Source organism: Ramlibacter sp. P4_H7 (genome assembly GCF_056400765.1).
The window spans coordinates 33,816-48,001 of record NZ_JBFUKP010000009.1; the positions used below are offsets into that span (position 1 = coordinate 33,816).

Genomic DNA, 14,186 nt, shown 5'->3' on the forward strand with positions numbered 1-14,186 from the left:
ACGTTGTCCTCCGTTCAGATCCGCTCGACGATGGTGGCGATGCCCATGCCGCCGCCCACGCACAGCGTGGCGAGGCCGTAGCGCAGCTTGCGGCGGTGCAGTTCGTCGATCAGCGTGTTGAGGATCATGGCGCCGGTCGCACCCAGCGGATGGCCCATGGCGATGGCGCCGCCGTTCACGTTCACCTTGTCGTGCGGCACGCCCATCTCCTTCATGAACTTCATGGGAACGGCGGCGAAAGCCTCGTTGATCTCGAACAGGTCGATCTGGTCCAGGGTCATGCCTGCCTTGGCGAGCGCCTTGCGCGCGGCCGGCATCGGCCCGGTGAGCATGATGGTGGGATCTGCGCCGGACAGCGCCGCCGCGACGATGCGCGCGCGGGGCGTGAACCCATGCGTGTTGCCCGCGGCCTCGCTGCCGATCAGGACGGCCGCGGCGCCGTCGACGATGCCGGAGGAGTTGCCCGCATGGTGCACGTGGTGGATGCGCTCGACCTGGGGATAGCGGCCGATCGCCACCTGGTCGAAGCCCATCGCGCCCAGTTGCTCGAAGGCGGGCTTCAGCGAACCCAGGCCCTCCATGGTGGTGTGCGGCTTGATGAACTCGTCCCGGTCCAGGATGGTCTGGTCGAGGAAGTCTTTCACCGGCACCACGCTGCCGGCGAAGAAGCCGCCTTCGCGCGCCGTCGCGGCGCGCTTCTGTGACTCGAGCGCGAACGCATCCACGTCCTCGCGCGTGAAACCCTCCAGCGTCGCGATCAGGTCGGCGCCGATGCCCTGCGGCACGAAGGAGGTCGCCGAATTCGTTTCCGGGTCCTGCGCCCACGCACCGCCGTCCGAACCGATGGGCACGCGGCTCATGCTTTCGACGCCGCCCGCGACCACCAGGTCCTCCCAGCCCGAGCGCACTTTTTGCGCGGCCATGTTCACGGCCTCCAGGCCCGATGCGCAGAAACGGTTCAGCTGCACGCCACTGCACCGCCAGTCCCAGCCTGCCTTGAGCGCCGCGACCTTGGCAATGACCGAACCTTGTTCGCCGATCGGAGAGACCACGCCCATCACGACGTCGTCGACCTGCGCCGTGTCGAAGTCGTTGCGGCGCTGCAGTTCCGCCAGCACGCCTGCCAGCAGGTTCACCGGCTTGACCTCGTGCAGGCTGCCGTCCTTCTTGCCCTTGCCGCGCGGCGTGCGGATGGCGTCGTAAACATATGCTTCGGTCATCGCGGGTCTCCTGGAGATGCGCCGCAGTATAGGCACGGCAGGCAAGGGCACTTTGGTGCCATGGCGACGTTGAAATAGATGTCACGAAGGCGACGACTTGGGGGTTTCTCGCATGCGCGCCGCAATGGAAGGCTCTTAGATTGGCCTCAGCCCGCCGCGCTGGAACGAGCGGGTTCCCTTCCTCAAGGAGACAACGTGCTTGCAACGAAATCAAGGCCGCGCCTTCCCGCGTGGCGCCCGGGCGCATGCGCCCTGGCAACCCTGGTGCTGGCGGCCTGCGGCGGAGGCGGTGGCGCCTCCGATCCGCAGTCGCTGAGCGGCAAGGGCGACAACACGCCGTTCGAGATCCGCACCCTGTCGAACCGCGCCGACCTGATCAGTGATGGCGACGCGCTGATGGAGGTCACGGCGCCGCCCGGGACGATCGTCTCCGGCGTGCTGAAGATCACGCGCAACGGCACGGACGTCACCAGCGCATTCACGCCCACCGCGAAGGGCACGCTCATGGGCGTCGTGACCGGGCTGGTCAATGGCGAGAACGTGATCGAGGCCACGGTGCGTGGCGGTCCCGGCGCGCGGCTGGTGGTGACGAACGCGCCGCGCAGCGGGCCGGTGCTGTCCGGAACGCAGTTGACGCCGTTCTACTGCGCAACGCCGCAACCCGTCGCGGCCTCGGGCAGCACGCCGGCCACCAACGGCAGCGGCCTGTCGGGCCAGCCCGATGCCCACTGCAACATCGCGACCGAAACCAAGCTGTACTACCGCACGACGACCACCGCCGGCAGCGGCGCCGGCCAGTGCTCCACCGCGCTGCCCGATCCGGTGTGGAACAGCAACGGCACGACCGGCGTCATCCCGGCTGCGCCGACGCCGCCAGCGAACGGCTGCTGGAAGGCGTACACGCCCGGCAGCACGCCGAGCGACCTGGCGACCACCACCACGGAGAGTGGCGCGACGGTGCCCTTCATCGTGCGCGTCGAGCGCGGCACGATGAACCGCGGCATCTACGACATCGCCGTACTGTTCGACCCCGCGCAGTCTTCGACGGCGCTCGCCCTGCAAACCGGCTGGAACAAGAAGATCTACTACTCCTTCGGCTCCAGCACCGGACAGCCGCGGCGCCAGTCGCGCACGACGGTGAACTGGACCAGCCTGGAAGAGCAGCTCAAGCGCGGCTTCCTGGTCGCGCAGAACAGCATGACCGACTCGTCGCGCAACTCCAACCGCGTGATGATGTCGGAGACCACGATGATGATGAAGGAACACATCATCGACACCTACGGCCAGGTGAAGTACACACTGGGCACGGGCTGCTCGGGCGGTTCGATCAACTCGAACATGAACCTGTCCATCATGCCTGGCGTCCTCGACGGCGTGATCACCACCTGCACCTACCCCGACTCCGAAAGCACGTCGCTGGAAGTCGGTGACTGCACCCTGCTGGTGGAGGCCTACCAGAAGCCCGCCATGCTGGGCCTGTGGACCACGATGGGCCTGTCCCAGTCGGACGTGAACCTGCGCAAGGGGCGCATCAACGGCCACCTCGACCAGACCGCGTGCCAGGCCTGGTTCAACCTGTTCGGCAGCAACGGCAAGGCGGGGGTGTACACCTTCCGCCAGGTCAGCAACCAGACGACGGGCGCGATCGCGAACGTGGGCGTGACCAACAACTGCGAACTGCCGAACACCGCCGTGTATGACCCGGCGAACCCGGTGGCGACCGCCGGCCTGCCGCGCTGCAACGCGTGGTCCTGGGCCGAGTCGATCTGGGGCAAGGTGCCTGGCAGTCCCGCCGCCAACGACACGCGGGACAACACGGGGGTCCAGTACGGCCTGAAGGCGCTGCGTGACCACGTCATCACGCCGGAAGAGTTCGTGACCCTGAACGAGACCGTCGGCGGCATCGACCGGGATTCCACTGCGCGCGCCGCTCGCAGCACGGCGGACCTCGTGGCCTTGCCGATCGCCTATCGCGCCGGCATCGTCGCCTCGGGAGCGAACCTCGCGAAGACGCCGATCATGGACCTGCGCGGCTGGGACGATTCGCTGGTGGCCGCCAACCAGCCGCTCGGTGCCTTCGGCGTCCTCGGGATCCACCACATGTGGTTCAGCTGGGCCGTGCGCGACCGCATCACGCGCGACTTTGGCGACGCGGGCAACCAGGCGCTGTGGCGCTGGTCGCATGGCAACTTCTCGCTGCCTCCCGGAACCATGGGGCTGGAGGCGCTGGCCGCGATGGACCAGTGGCTGCTGGACCTGACCACGAGCACCAGCACGGCGAGCATGGAGCAGAAGGTGCGCGCGACCCGTCCGGCCAGCACGCAGGACTTCTGCCTGCACCCGAGCAACCCCGCCGTGAAGGACTTCGATATCGCCAACTGCGATGCCGATCCCGCACTCAAGCCTTCGCTGTCGCCGCGCCAGGTGGCCGGCGGCCCGCGCTCGGAGGACATCCTCAAGTGCGAGCTCAAGCCCCTGAACGCCGCCGACTACGGTGACGTGACGTTCACCGCGCCCCAGTGGACCCGCCTGCAGGCGGTGTTCTCCACCGGCGTGTGCGACTTCAGCCGGCCCGGTGTCGGCCAGCAGGCCGCCATCAGCCCGCTGAGCTTCATGGCCGGCCCGGGTGGACAGCCGCTGCCGCCGGCCCCCGTGTCGACGAAGAAGTAAGCAAGTAAAGTAGGCGCAGCCGCCGCCTCCGGGCGGCGGCTTTTCTTTGGGGACCCCATGATCGAACGCACGCTCTTCACCTCCGACCACGATGCCTTCCGCGATGCCTTCCGGCGCTTCGTGGACAAGGAGATCGCGCCCTTCCACGAAGCGTGGGAGGAAGCAGGCTTCGTGGACCGCGAGGTCTGGCGCAAGGCCGGCGCCAACGGTTACCTGTGCCCCACCATGCCGGAGGAGTACGGCGGCGCCGGCGTCGACAAGCTGTACTCCGTGGTGCAGATGGAGGAGCTCGCGCGTGGCGGCTTCACCGGCATCGGCTTCGGCCTGCACAACGAGATCGTCGCGCCGTACGTGCTGCACTACGGGACCGAGGCGCAGAAGAAGCGCTACCTGCCCAGGCTCGCGAGCGGCGAGATGGTCGGCGCGATCGCGATGAGCGAACCGGCCGCGGGCAGCGACCTGCAGGGCATCAAGAGCACGGCGATCCGCCAGGCCGACGGCTGCTACCTGCTCAATGGCAGCAAGACCTTCATCACCAACGGCTGGCACGCCGACCTGGTGATCGTCGTCGCCAAGACCGATCCCGCCGCGGGCGCCAAGGGCACCAGCCTGTTGCTGGTGGAGCGGGGCATGCCGGGCTTCGAAAAGGGCAAGCGCCTGAAGAAGCTGGGCTTGAAGGCCCAGGACACCTCCGAGCTGTTCTTCGACAACGTGCGCGTGCCCGCGGAGAACCTGCTGGGAGGCGAGGCCATGCTGAACCGCGGCTTCTTCGGCCTCATGGAGCAGCTGCCCTGGGAACGCATCCAGATCGCCATCACCGCCGTTGCCGCGGCGCAGGCGGGGATCGACTGGACCGTCCAGTATGTGAAGGACCGCCGCGTCTTCGGCCAGCCGGTGGCCGCCTTCCAGAACACGCGCTACAAGCTGGCGGAGCTGCAGACGGAAGTGCAGGTGGCCCGCGTGTTCGTCGACAAGTGCCTGGAACTCGTGCTGCAGGACAAGCTCGACACCGCCACGGCCAGCATGGCCAAGTACTGGACCACGGACCTGCAGTGCAAGGTGATGGACGAGTGCGTCCAGCTGCACGGCGGCTACGGCTACATGTGGGAATACCCGATCACGCGTGCCTATGCCGACGCGCGGGTGCAGCGCATCTACGGCGGCACCAACGAGATCATGAAGGAAGTGATCACCCGGTCGATGGGCCTGGGCGCAAAATAAGGCGCATGCTGCGCGCCCTTCGCGACCTCTTCGATTCCCTGGCCGGCCCCGCTTCCGGCGCACCGCAGGACGAGGAGCACCGGCTGCAGCTCGCGACGGCCGTGCTGCTGGTGGAGGTGATGCGCGCCGAGTCCGCCGTGCGCCCGGGCGAACGCGAGGCGGTCCTCGCGGCGCTGCGCAGCAAGTTCAATCTCACGGCCGACGAATTGCATCGCCTGGTCGCCCTCGCGGAGGAGCACTCGCGCACCGCGAACGATTTCTTCGCATTCACGTCGACGCTCAACGAGCGCTTCAGCCATCCGCAGAAGGTGCGGATCGTCGAGTTCATGTGGCAGGTCGCCTACGCAGACGGCGAGATCGCCGCCGACGAAAACCACCTGATCTCCAAGGTGGCCGGGCTGCTTCACGTGACTCATGGCGAGTACATCGCGGCCAAGCTCCACGCGAAGCAGGCCGCGGGGCTGGGCAGCCCTTAGCGCAGAGCTTCTTCCTTTTCGAGCCGCGCGGCAGGGCCGCGTTGGCGCGGGACTTGACGCAGGCCGTGGCTTCGATTAAAAGTAAACCTGTTGGTTAACTGATGAGGTGTCCATGGTCTACAAGGGAAGCTGCCATTGCGGGCGCGTCCGCTTCGAGGTGGAGGGCGAGGTCGACGGCGGCCTGGCCTGCAACTGCTCCATGTGTTCGCGCCGCGGTTCGCTGCTGTGGTTCGTCCCCAGGGACAAGCTGCGCCTGCTGACGGGCGAGGACGCGGCGTCCACCTACCTGTTCAACAAGCACGTCATCCAGCACCACTTCTGCGCCACCTGCGGGATCCACACGCATGGCGAGGCACCCGGTCCAGGAGGTGTGCAGATGGCGGCGATCAACCTGCGGACGCTGGAGGATTTCGACCTCGAAAGCGTTCCGGTCAAGCACTACGACGGCCGGTCCAAATAGGAGGCGCCGATGCAACCGCTTCGAAGGTCGTTCCCTGCCTGTGGTTCGACTCGAACTGGCAGGCGCCTGGCAGGTGACGCCTTCCGTGCGGCCGGACCTGATCACCGATCCCGGCGCGGCAAAGGCCGAACGTGCCTTCGCCGCCATCATGCAGATGAAGAAGCTGGACATTTCCGCGCTGCAAGGCGCGCACTCAGGAGCCTGAAATGAACGCCGTCGTGCACTTCGAACTTCCCTGCGACAACCGCGAGCGCATCGCGCGCTTCTACCAGTTCGTCTTCGGCTGGAAGATGCAGATGCTCGGCCCGGAAATGGGCAACTACGTGGTGACCACCACCGCCGACAAGGACGTCAATCCCGACGGGATGCGCGGCGCCATCAACGGCGGCTTCTTCGCGCGCGACACGAGCAAGCCGGCGCAGCATCCTTCCGTGGTCGTCGGCGTGCCGGACGTCCAGGCGGCCATGAAGGCGGTGAAGGATGCGGGCGGCGAGGTGCTGGGCACGCCGATGGAGATCCCCGGCGTCGGCCAGTACGTGGCCTTCTACGACACCGAGGGGAACCGCCTCAGCATGCTGCAGCCGCTGATGCCCAAGGGATGAGGCCCGCGGCCGACGCCGCCGTGCTGGACCAGGTCTTCTGGGCGTTGTCGGACGGCACGCGGCGCAGCGTGGTGGAGCGGCTCACGCACGGCCCCGCCAGCGTGAGCGAACTGGCGCAGCCGCACGCGATGTCGCTGCCCGGTTTCATGAAGCACCTGCGCGTGCTGGAAGAGGCCGGGCTGGTGGTGCGCGCGAAGGAAGGACGCACCGTGCGCTGCGAGCTGGCGCCCGCGGCGCTGGAGGATGCGGCCATGTGGCTCGCCAAGTACGAAAGATTCTGGAGCGCCCAGCTCGATGCGCTGGGGCGCTACCTGTACCACCAGGAGGAGGTGCACCCATGGACCGACCCGTCGACCAAAAGCCCCGGCTCCACCTCACGCGCCGCTACGCGGTCGCGCCCGCCAGGGTCTGGCGCGCGTGGACGGACCCGCAAGCGCTGAGTGCCTGGTTCGGTCCCGGCGGCCCGAACACCGTGAGCTTTGCCGAGCTCGACGTGCGGCCGGGCGGCCGGTACCGCGTGCGCTTCCACACGCAGGACGGCGAAGAGCACGAGATCGCGGGGGTCTACCAGGAGGTGATCCCCGACCGCCGCCTGGTCTTCAGCTGGGCCTGGCACAGCACGCCCGATCGCGTCTCGCGCGTGGCGCTGGACCTGCGGCCGGTGGCCGAAGGTACTGAGCTCGACATCGTGCACGAGCGCTTCTTCGACGACGCGGCACGCGACGCCCACGAGCGCGGCTGGACCGCGACGCTCGTGAAGCTGGAAGCCTGGCTCCAGGCTTCCGGCTCCGGGCCGTCTTCCGGGTAGTTTGCGGCTAGCTGCGGTTGGGATCGTCCGGGAAGTTGTCCCGCCAGTTCACCACGCCGTCGCCGTCGCGGTCGCGGTCGTCGGCGTTGCGGACGCCGTCGTGGTCGATGTCACCGTTCGGGCCGAAGTCCACCCGGCCGCCGTACGCGTAGTTGTCGGTGCGCACCCAGGTGCCGCCGACCATGTACCACAGGCCGTCGGAGCGCTGCTGCCATTGCGGAGCCTGCCACGCATAGCCGGCGCGGGCGGGCAGCCATTGACCGTTCTGCCACGTGTACCTGCCGTTCACCACGAGCCACTGGCCCGGTGCCCACACGTAGCCGTCCCGAACCCCGGGATCGTCGCTGTTCAGCGGGGCCGGCGGCGGCGCGGGCATGCCGTACTGGCCGGGCGACCCTGGATAGACATACGTGGTGGAGCCCGGTTGCTGGTACACGGTCGTGCCAGGTTGCTGGTAAACCGTCGTGCCCGGGTACTGGTACACCGGGGTGCCCGGGTACGGGTAGACGGTCGTGCCCGGCGTGGTCCCGGCGACGACGGCAGGGGCGGCCTGGGTGAGCGGAGCCAGGCCCATCAGGGAGCCGGCGGCCAGCGCGGCGGCCAGCAGGGTCTTGTGTTTCATGGAGTCTCCTTGTCGATATTGACAAGGTGGGTCCGGGCTCGCTGCGCGGCCATCGGACCGGGACGGGTGTGCTCGTCAGCCGCGTCTGGCCTGCCGTCCGCCCCCGCGGCGGATCAGCTGCGGGGCGCGCAGGACGGTGCCGGCGAGGAAAGGGAAGACGAGCAGGTCTGCGCGGCCGGCGTGCTGGCGGCAGCGCGGGCGGGCATCACGGTGAGATAGAGCGCGGTGGCGATCGTGCCGATGGCGACCACGGTGGTGCCGAAGAGCAGATACCAGGGCCAGCTAACGGCCGGGTGCAGGTAGGCCCAGACGTCGGCGGGCGCCGCGGGGACCTGGGGCGCCGGCTGGGTCATGCGCTCGGCGCGGCGAATCCAGAGGTCGTGCTCGGCGCGGCGGTGCGCGTCGGAGAGCACTTCGTAGGCGGCATTGAGGGCCGCCATGGCCCGCCCCGCATTCGCGTTGCCGGGCATCTTGTCCGGGTGGTACTTCTGCGCCAGCTTGCGGTACGCCGCGCGCACGCGTTCGGGCGTCGCATCGCGTTCGACCTGCAGGACGTCGTAGTAGGTGGGCAGGGTCTCGGCCATCGCTACGATTTTCATAGCTTCGTCGCGCGGTCGTCCAGAGAAAGCGCTTCTCACTGGGGACGATGTGGGTTGGGTGCTACAAAAACAGCAGCACCTCAGGCCATGCGATGGCGGAAGAAGGCCCGGACGAACAGGCGCGGCATCGGGATCCTGTCGCGTCGCTGCTGCTCGGCGAGCGTGCGGGCGAGGGCGGGCAGGTGCGAGATCTCGTTGCGCGCCTCCAGCGCCACCGTGGCCAGCGCGGCTTCGGCCGTGTGGTGGTGTTCGCCGCCGAAGATCTTGAACACGCAGTCGGCATCCCAGTAGCTTTCGGGGCGCGACCAGCACACCTTGGCGTAGCTGCAATAGCGCTCGCCGTCTTCGGTGGGCGCCGCATAGGCTGCGAAGTAAAAGCCGTTGACCGGCCCCCAGATCCTTTCCATATGGCGCTCCCTGCACTGCTTGCCTGGGCGCGAGTGTGCGACAGGGGTTGCTCGGCCGTGAGGCCTCCGGCGGCAGGTCGCGGCGCGGTCCTACAGCGAAACATCATGGCGCGCAGCGCCAGCGCGGCCATGGGGCACCACTCAGTCCGACAGCGCTCGCATCTCCCGGATCAGGTCGCTCTTGCCTTCTAAGCCGATGCCCGGCAAGTCCGGCATGGTGACGTAGCTGTTGTCCACCTTCACGCCGTCGGGGAACCCGCCATAGGGCTGGAACAGGTCCGGGTAGGACTCGTTGCCGCCGAGGCCCAGGCCCGCCGCGATGTTCAGCGACATCTGGTGACCCCCATGGGGGACGCAACGGCTGGCCGACCAGCCATGCTGCTTGAGCATCTCCAGCGTCCGCAGGTACTCGACCAGCCCGTACGACAGGGCGCAGTCGAACTGCAGCCAGTCGCGGTCCGGCCGCATGCCGCCGTAGCGGACCAGGTTGCGTGCGTCCTGCATGGAGAACAGGTTCTCGCCCGTGGCCATGGGGTTGGTGTAGTAGCTGCGCAGGACGGCCTGCAGTTCGTAGTCCAGAGGGTCGCCGGCTTCCTCGTACCAGAACAGGTTGTACGGCTGCAGCGCCTTGGCGTAGGCGATGGCGGTGTCCATGTCGAAGCGGCCATTGGCGTCCACGCACAGGCGCTGGCCGTCCTTCAGGATGGACAGCACGGACTCGATCCGGCGCTGGTCTTCGGCCAGGGAGGCGCCGCCGATCTTCATCTTCACCACCGAGTAGCCGCGATCGAGGTAGCTGCGCATCTCGTCCTTCAGCTGCGTGTCGTCCTTGCCGGGGTAGTAGTAGCCGCCCGCGGCGTACACGAACACCTTGCGGTTGACGGTGCCGTCGCCGTAGCGGTCCGCCAGCAGCTGGAACAGCGGCTTGTTCTCGATCTTCGCCACTGCGTCCCACATGGCCATGTCGATGGTGCCGATGGCCACGGAGCGCTCGCCGTGGCCGCCCGGCTTCTCGTTCCTGAACAGGGTGTCCCACACCTTGTGCGGATCGAGGATGCCCTTGGCGTCGAGCAGCGTGTCCGGCTGGGCTTCCATCACGCGGGGCAGGAAACGCTCGCGCATCAGCTGGCCCTGGCCGTACCGGCCGTTGGAGTTGAAGCCGTAGCCCACCACGGGCTTGCCGTCGCGGATGACGTCGGTGATGACGGCCACGAGGCTCAGCGTCATCTTGCTAAAGTCGATGTACGCGTTGCGGATGGGGGAGGCGATGGGGACGGTTTTCTCGCGGATCTCGACGATCTTCATGGGGGTCTCCTGGAAAGCAGACGCGATCATCTCCAAACGACGCAGCCCGTGCCAATGCCCTTTTTCTCTCGTTTGATGCCGCCACGGCACCGCCCATGAACCTGTCCTGGCTGGAAGACTTCCTCGCCCTGGCCGCCACGGGCAACTTCTCGCGCGCGGCCGAGGAGCGCCACATGACGCAGCCCGCTTTCAGCCGCCGCGTGCGGGCGCTGGAGGAATGGCTGGGCGCCGACCTGTTCGACCGCAGCACGCAGCCGGCGCGCCTCACGGCTGCGGGCGAGTGGTTCCGGCCGCAGGCCGAGGACTTGCTGGGCCGCGTCGCGCGGCTGCCGCCCCAGGCCAGGGCCCTGGCCGAGGCGAGCGAGGCCACCTTGCGGCTGGCGGCCACGCATGCGCTGTCGTTCACCTTCGTGCCGCGCTGGCTGCAATCGCTGGAGCCGCACACCGGCATGGGCGCCATTCGCCTCGTTTCGGACGTGCTGCAACGCTGCGAGGCCCTGCTGGCGCAGCGGGAGGTGCAGTTCGTGATCGCCCATGGCCTGCCGGCGGCCCGCGGCGAGCTCGATGCGGCCGGCGTGCCTTCGCTCGCCATCGGCAGCGACCTGCTGCTGCCGGTGCAGGCGCCGGGCGCGCCGCACCGGGCGCTGCTCGGATTCAGCGACGAATCGGGGCTCGGCCGCATCGTGCGGCAGGTGCTCGGCCCCGAGCTCGCCGCCGCCGGCTGGCAGCCGGTGTTCACGGCGCACCTGGCGTCGGTGCTGAAAAGCATGGCCCTGGATGCACGCGGCCTGGCCTGGCTGCCCGAGACCCTGGTGCGCGAGGAATTGCAGGCGCAGCGGCTGCAGGTGACCGGCCCCGCGCACTGGCGCATCCCCGTGGAGATCCGGCTGTACCGCGACGCGTCGCCGCTGGGCCCGCATGCCGAGGCCTTCTGGCAGGCCGCGGGGCGGCTGGCCGGGCAAGGGAGCCCGGCGTCGCCGCACGCGGGTGGCTGACACGCACGCGTCCATCGCACGGGCCGTCGACCCAGCGCGCGTGCGGCGACACGCCCCAACCTGGTGCTGATCGATTAGCGCACCGGACGCCCGTCAGAAGATGTCGGGCTCGCCGGCGCTGTCGCCGAACTGCGACTGGAGGAAGTCCATGTCGCAACCTTCGTTGGCCTGCAGGATGTGTTGCGTGAACATCCAGCCGTAGCCGCGCGCGAAGCGCGGCGGCGGCGGGGTCCAGGCGCCGCGGCGCCGCGTGAGTTCCGCATCGCTCACTTCCAGCTGGATGGTCCGGTTGGGGATGTCGACGCTGATGCGGTCGCCGTTGCGCACCAGTGCGAGATTGCCGCCGACGAAAGCCTCGGGCGCCACGTGCAGCACGCAGGCGCCGTAGCTGGTGCCGCTCATGCGCGCGTCGCTGATGCGCAGCATGTCGCGCTTGCCTTCCTTCAGCAGCTTCACCGGCATGGGGATCATTCCCCATTCGGGCATGCCGGGGCCGCCCTTGGGGCCGGCGTTGCGCAGCACGATGACATCGTCCTCGGTCACTTCCGCCGCGGGGTCGTCCAGCATCTTCTTCATGCTGGGGTAATCGTCGAACACGATCGCCTTGCCCGCGTGCTTCAGGAACTTCTCGTTCATGGCCGAGGGCTTGATCACGCAGCCGTCCGGCGCCAGGTTGCCGCGCAGCACCGCCAGCGCGCCCTCCTTGTAGACGGGATCGGCGAGCGTCCGGATCACGTCGTCGTTGAAGCACTCGGCGCCTTCGATGTTCTCGCCGAGCGTCCTGCCGGTGACGGTGAGCTGGTCCAGGCGCAGCCAGGACGTGAGGCGCTGCATCAGCGCGGGCAGGCCGCCCGCGTAGTAGAAGTCCTCCATCAGGTACTGGCTGGTGCCGTTGGGACGGATGTTCGCCAGCACCGGCACCTGGCGGCTGATGCGTTCGAAGTCGTCCAGCCCGATGTCCTGCCTGGCACGCCGGGCCTGTGCGATCAGGTGGATGATCGCGTTGGTGGAGCAACCCAGGGCCATCGCCACGGTGATGCCGTTCAGGTAGGCCTCGCGCGTCTGGATGCGCGAGGGCCGCAGGTCCTCGTGCACCATCTCCACGATGCGCCGGCCGCAAGCCGTGGCCATGCGCTGGTGGCTCGCGTCCACGGCGGGAATCGACGACGCGCCGGGCAGCGCCATGCCGATCGACTCGGCGATCGAGGTCATGGTGCTGGCCGTGCCCATGGTCATGCAGGTGCCCGCGCTGCGCGCGATGCCGCCGATGATGGACATCCACTGCGGCTCGCTGATGGTTCCGGCGCGGCGCTCGTCCCAGTACTTGAAGGCATCCGAACCGGAGCCTAGGGTCTGGCCGCGCGAGTTGCCTCGCAGCATGGGTCCGGCCGGCAGGAAGATCGCGGGCACGTCCGCGCTGGTGGCGCCCAGCAGCATGGCGGGCGTCGTCTTGTCGCAGCCGCCCATGAGGACCACGCCGTCCACCGGGTAGGCACGGATCATTTCCTCCACCTCCATCGCCAGCATGTTGCGATACAGCAGGGCGGAGGGCTTGATCAGCACCTCGCCGAGCGACACCGTGGGCAGTTCCAGCGGAAATCCGCCGGACTGCAGCACGCCCCGCTTGACTTCCTCGGACCGGTGCTTGAAGTGCTGGTGGCAGGGGTTGAAGTCGTTCCAGTTGTTCAGGATGGCAATGACCGGCTTGCCTTCCCAGTCCTTGGGGTCGTACCCCATCTGCATGATCCGCGAGCGGTGGTTGAAGCTGCGGAATTCATTGCGCGCCAGCCAGCGCTGGCTGCGGAGCTTTTCGAGTTGGGCCATGGCGGGATTCTCGTCGTTCCCGCGGGGGCGGCAACGCAGGCGACCGCGGCCCTGGCGTCAGCAGTCCGGACGGCGATAGAGCTGGATGCAGAGCTCCCGCACCCGCTGCTTGTCGCGCTCGGTCCGCATGCGCGCTTCCTGCGCGGCGCGGCGCTCCTCGCCTGCGCGGGTGGCTTCGCGCCGCTGCTCTTCCGCCTGTTGGGCGCGCCGGGCCTGCGCCGCGGCGGCCTCCTGCGCGCTGAAGGCAGCGGCCGACCGGGACGCGGAGATCGAGGACTCCATGGCCAGCCGGCGTTCGGCGGCCTCGGCCTGGGCGGCCGCGGCGGCGCGTTGGGCGGCGAGCCTGTCACGCTCCTGGCGCTCGCGCTCGGCCTCCAGTTCGGCGGCCCGGCGCTCGGCCGCCTCCTGCGCGACCTGCGCCCTGCGTGTTTCGGCGTTGCGGTAGGTGATATAGATGCCGGCGGCGAGCACCAGCACCAGCAGCCACAGGCCGAGAGTCATCATCTTGCGCACCGAGGACGGCTCTTCCTCCACCACGACGGTGCGAGGACGGGCTGGCGGACGCACGCCCTGCTGCAGCTTGCGGTCGTGCGCGGCACGGGAGCCGGGGTCGCGCAGCACCTGGTAGGCGTCTCGCAGCGCCGCCAGCCGCGCCAGCGCACCGTCTTCCTGTGCCAGGCGTTCCTTGGTGTACAGGCCTTGCGCCTTGTGGAACGCCGCCTCGATTTCCTCCTGGCGCGCGTCGCCAGGCACTCCCAGAACCAGATAAGCCGAACGCATTCCCTGCTTCCCCCTGCTACCTCGTTGTTGTTTCGCGGGGAGTCTTCGGCCAGGGAGCCCCTGTGCTACCCGGGCATTCCGCCCCTGCCGCGATGGCAATGGCAAGTATAGGCAGCGGCTTCACGACCCACGCCGGCGCGAGGCCGGCGCACCCCGTTGGGGAGAGGTGCGGCGTTGTGCAAGCGTTGAATCGCGCG

General features: G+C 68.4%; 15 protein-coding genes. 8 read left to right on the forward strand and 7 right to left on the reverse strand.

The features are described from left to right. Positions 1-14: 14 nt before the first annotated feature. Positions 15-1,220 carry an acetyl-CoA C-acetyltransferase gene (locus AC1DSA_RS13780; protein ID WP_477890048.1) on the reverse strand — a complete coding sequence of 402 codons (1,206 nt, stop codon included), beginning with the start codon at positions 1,218-1,220 and terminating at the stop codon, positions 15-17. Positions 1,221-1,415: 195 nt separating this feature from the next. On the opposite strand from AC1DSA_RS13780, the gene AC1DSA_RS13785 reads away from it, so the two are divergent. From AC1DSA_RS13785 to AC1DSA_RS13815, 7 genes are all read left to right on the forward strand, one after another. After that, the gene (locus AC1DSA_RS13785) at positions 1,416-3,890 is read left to right on the forward strand and encodes a DUF6351 family protein (protein WP_477890050.1); all 2,475 of its coding nucleotides are present in this window, start codon (positions 1,416-1,418) and stop codon (positions 3,888-3,890) included. Between the two features lie 57 nt (positions 3,891-3,947). Next, complete coding sequence (locus AC1DSA_RS13790) at positions 3,948-5,111, forward strand: acyl-CoA dehydrogenase family protein (protein WP_477890052.1); 1,164 nt, start codon at positions 3,948-3,950, stop codon at positions 5,109-5,111. Between the two features lie 5 nt (positions 5,112-5,116). Beyond that, positions 5,117-5,587: a tellurite resistance TerB family protein gene (locus tag AC1DSA_RS13795; RefSeq protein ID WP_477890054.1), complete on the forward strand. Its 471-nt coding sequence runs from the start codon at positions 5,117-5,119 to the stop codon at positions 5,585-5,587. A gap of 112 nt (positions 5,588-5,699) precedes the next feature. Further along, positions 5,700-6,047, forward strand: coding sequence for a GFA family protein (locus AC1DSA_RS13800; RefSeq protein ID WP_477890055.1), 348 nt, complete (start codon positions 5,700-5,702; stop codon positions 6,045-6,047). A gap of 206 nt (positions 6,048-6,253) precedes the next feature. Continuing rightward, positions 6,254-6,649 carry a VOC family protein gene (locus AC1DSA_RS13805; RefSeq protein WP_477890057.1) on the forward strand — a complete coding sequence of 132 codons (396 nt, stop codon included), beginning with the start codon at positions 6,254-6,256 and terminating at the stop codon, positions 6,647-6,649. After that, entirely contained in the window at positions 6,646-7,089 is a 444-nt protein-coding gene (locus AC1DSA_RS13810; protein ID WP_477890059.1) for an ArsR/SmtB family transcription factor, read from the forward strand. The genes AC1DSA_RS13805 and AC1DSA_RS13810 overlap by 4 nt, the downstream gene beginning before the upstream one ends. Next, a complete protein-coding gene (locus AC1DSA_RS13815) occupies positions 6,987-7,457 on the forward strand; it encodes an SRPBCC family protein (RefSeq protein ID WP_477890061.1) in 471 nt (156 codons plus the stop codon). The genes AC1DSA_RS13810 and AC1DSA_RS13815 overlap by 103 nt, the downstream gene beginning before the upstream one ends. A 7-nt stretch (positions 7,458-7,464) precedes the next feature. Here AC1DSA_RS13815 and AC1DSA_RS13820 read toward each other — a convergent pair whose 3' ends face one another. The 4 genes from AC1DSA_RS13820 to AC1DSA_RS13835 form a co-directional block, all read right to left on the reverse strand. Further along, positions 7,465-8,079, reverse strand: a complete 615-nt coding sequence (locus AC1DSA_RS13820; protein WP_477890063.1) for a hypothetical protein — start codon at positions 8,077-8,079, stop codon at positions 7,465-7,467. Between the two features lie 113 nt (positions 8,080-8,192). Next, the gene (locus AC1DSA_RS13825; RefSeq protein WP_477890065.1) at positions 8,193-8,663 is read right to left on the reverse strand and encodes a J domain-containing protein; all 471 of its coding nucleotides are present in this window, start codon (positions 8,661-8,663) and stop codon (positions 8,193-8,195) included. Between the two features lie 95 nt (positions 8,664-8,758). Continuing rightward, on the reverse strand, positions 8,759-9,085 hold the full coding sequence (locus AC1DSA_RS13830) for a hypothetical protein (protein WP_477890067.1): 327 nt from the start codon (positions 9,083-9,085) through the stop codon (positions 8,759-8,761). Positions 9,086-9,226: 141 nt separating this feature from the next. Then, positions 9,227-10,390, reverse strand: coding sequence for a mandelate racemase/muconate lactonizing enzyme family protein (locus AC1DSA_RS13835; RefSeq protein WP_477890069.1), 1,164 nt, complete (start codon positions 10,388-10,390; stop codon positions 9,227-9,229). 95 nt (positions 10,391-10,485) lie between these two features. Between AC1DSA_RS13835 and AC1DSA_RS13840 the strand changes: the two genes are divergently transcribed. After that, on the forward strand, positions 10,486-11,385 hold the full coding sequence (locus AC1DSA_RS13840) for a LysR family transcriptional regulator (RefSeq protein WP_477890071.1): 900 nt from the start codon (positions 10,486-10,488) through the stop codon (positions 11,383-11,385). 93 nt (positions 11,386-11,478) lie between these two features. Here the strand turns inward: AC1DSA_RS13840 and araD are convergent, their stop codons facing one another. Both araD and AC1DSA_RS13850 read right to left on the reverse strand, forming a co-directional pair. Continuing rightward, positions 11,479-13,209: an L-arabinonate dehydratase gene (gene araD / locus AC1DSA_RS13845; RefSeq protein ID WP_477890073.1), complete on the reverse strand. Its 1,731-nt coding sequence runs from the start codon at positions 13,207-13,209 to the stop codon at positions 11,479-11,481. A 57-nt stretch (positions 13,210-13,266) separates the two neighbouring features. After that, positions 13,267-13,989, reverse strand: a complete 723-nt coding sequence (locus AC1DSA_RS13850) for a hypothetical protein (protein ID WP_477890075.1) — start codon at positions 13,987-13,989, stop codon at positions 13,267-13,269. Positions 13,990-14,186: the final 197 nt, after the last annotated feature.

Bases quoted from the DNA above. Each gene is read 5' to 3' on its own strand.
- AC1DSA_RS13795 (WP_477890054.1), top strand. From the start codon at position 5,117: ATGCTGCGCGCCCTTCGCGACCTCTTCGATTCCCTGGCCGGCCCCGCT.
- AC1DSA_RS13840 (WP_477890071.1), top strand. From the start codon at position 10,486: ATGAACCTGTCCTGGCTGGAAGACTTCCTCGCCCTGGCCGCCACGGGC.
- AC1DSA_RS13830 (WP_477890067.1), bottom strand. From the start codon at position 9,085: ATGGAAAGGATCTGGGGGCCGGTCAACGGCTTTTACTTCGCAGCCTAT.
- AC1DSA_RS13790 (WP_477890052.1), top strand. From the start codon at position 3,948: ATGATCGAACGCACGCTCTTCACCTCCGACCACGATGCCTTCCGCGAT.
- AC1DSA_RS13810 (WP_477890059.1), top strand. From the start codon at position 6,646: ATGAGGCCCGCGGCCGACGCCGCCGTGCTGGACCAGGTCTTCTGGGCG.
- AC1DSA_RS13800 (WP_477890055.1), top strand. From the start codon at position 5,700: ATGGTCTACAAGGGAAGCTGCCATTGCGGGCGCGTCCGCTTCGAGGTG.
- AC1DSA_RS13820 (WP_477890063.1), bottom strand. From the start codon at position 8,079: ATGAAACACAAGACCCTGCTGGCCGCCGCGCTGGCCGCCGGCTCCCTG.
- AC1DSA_RS13835 (WP_477890069.1), bottom strand. From the start codon at position 10,390: ATGAAGATCGTCGAGATCCGCGAGAAAACCGTCCCCATCGCCTCCCCC.
- AC1DSA_RS13825 (WP_477890065.1), bottom strand. From the start codon at position 8,663: ATGGCCGAGACCCTGCCCACCTACTACGACGTCCTGCAGGTCGAACGC.
- AC1DSA_RS13815 (WP_477890061.1), top strand. From the start codon at position 6,987: ATGGACCGACCCGTCGACCAAAAGCCCCGGCTCCACCTCACGCGCCGC.
- AC1DSA_RS13805 (WP_477890057.1), top strand. From the start codon at position 6,254: ATGAACGCCGTCGTGCACTTCGAACTTCCCTGCGACAACCGCGAGCGC.
- AC1DSA_RS13780 (WP_477890048.1), bottom strand. From the start codon at position 1,220: ATGACCGAAGCATATGTTTACGACGCCATCCGCACGCCGCGCGGCAAG.
- araD (WP_477890073.1), bottom strand. From the start codon at position 13,209: ATGGCCCAACTCGAAAAGCTCCGCAGCCAGCGCTGGCTGGCGCGCAAT.
- AC1DSA_RS13850 (WP_477890075.1), bottom strand. From the start codon at position 13,989: ATGCGTTCGGCTTATCTGGTTCTGGGAGTGCCTGGCGACGCGCGCCAG.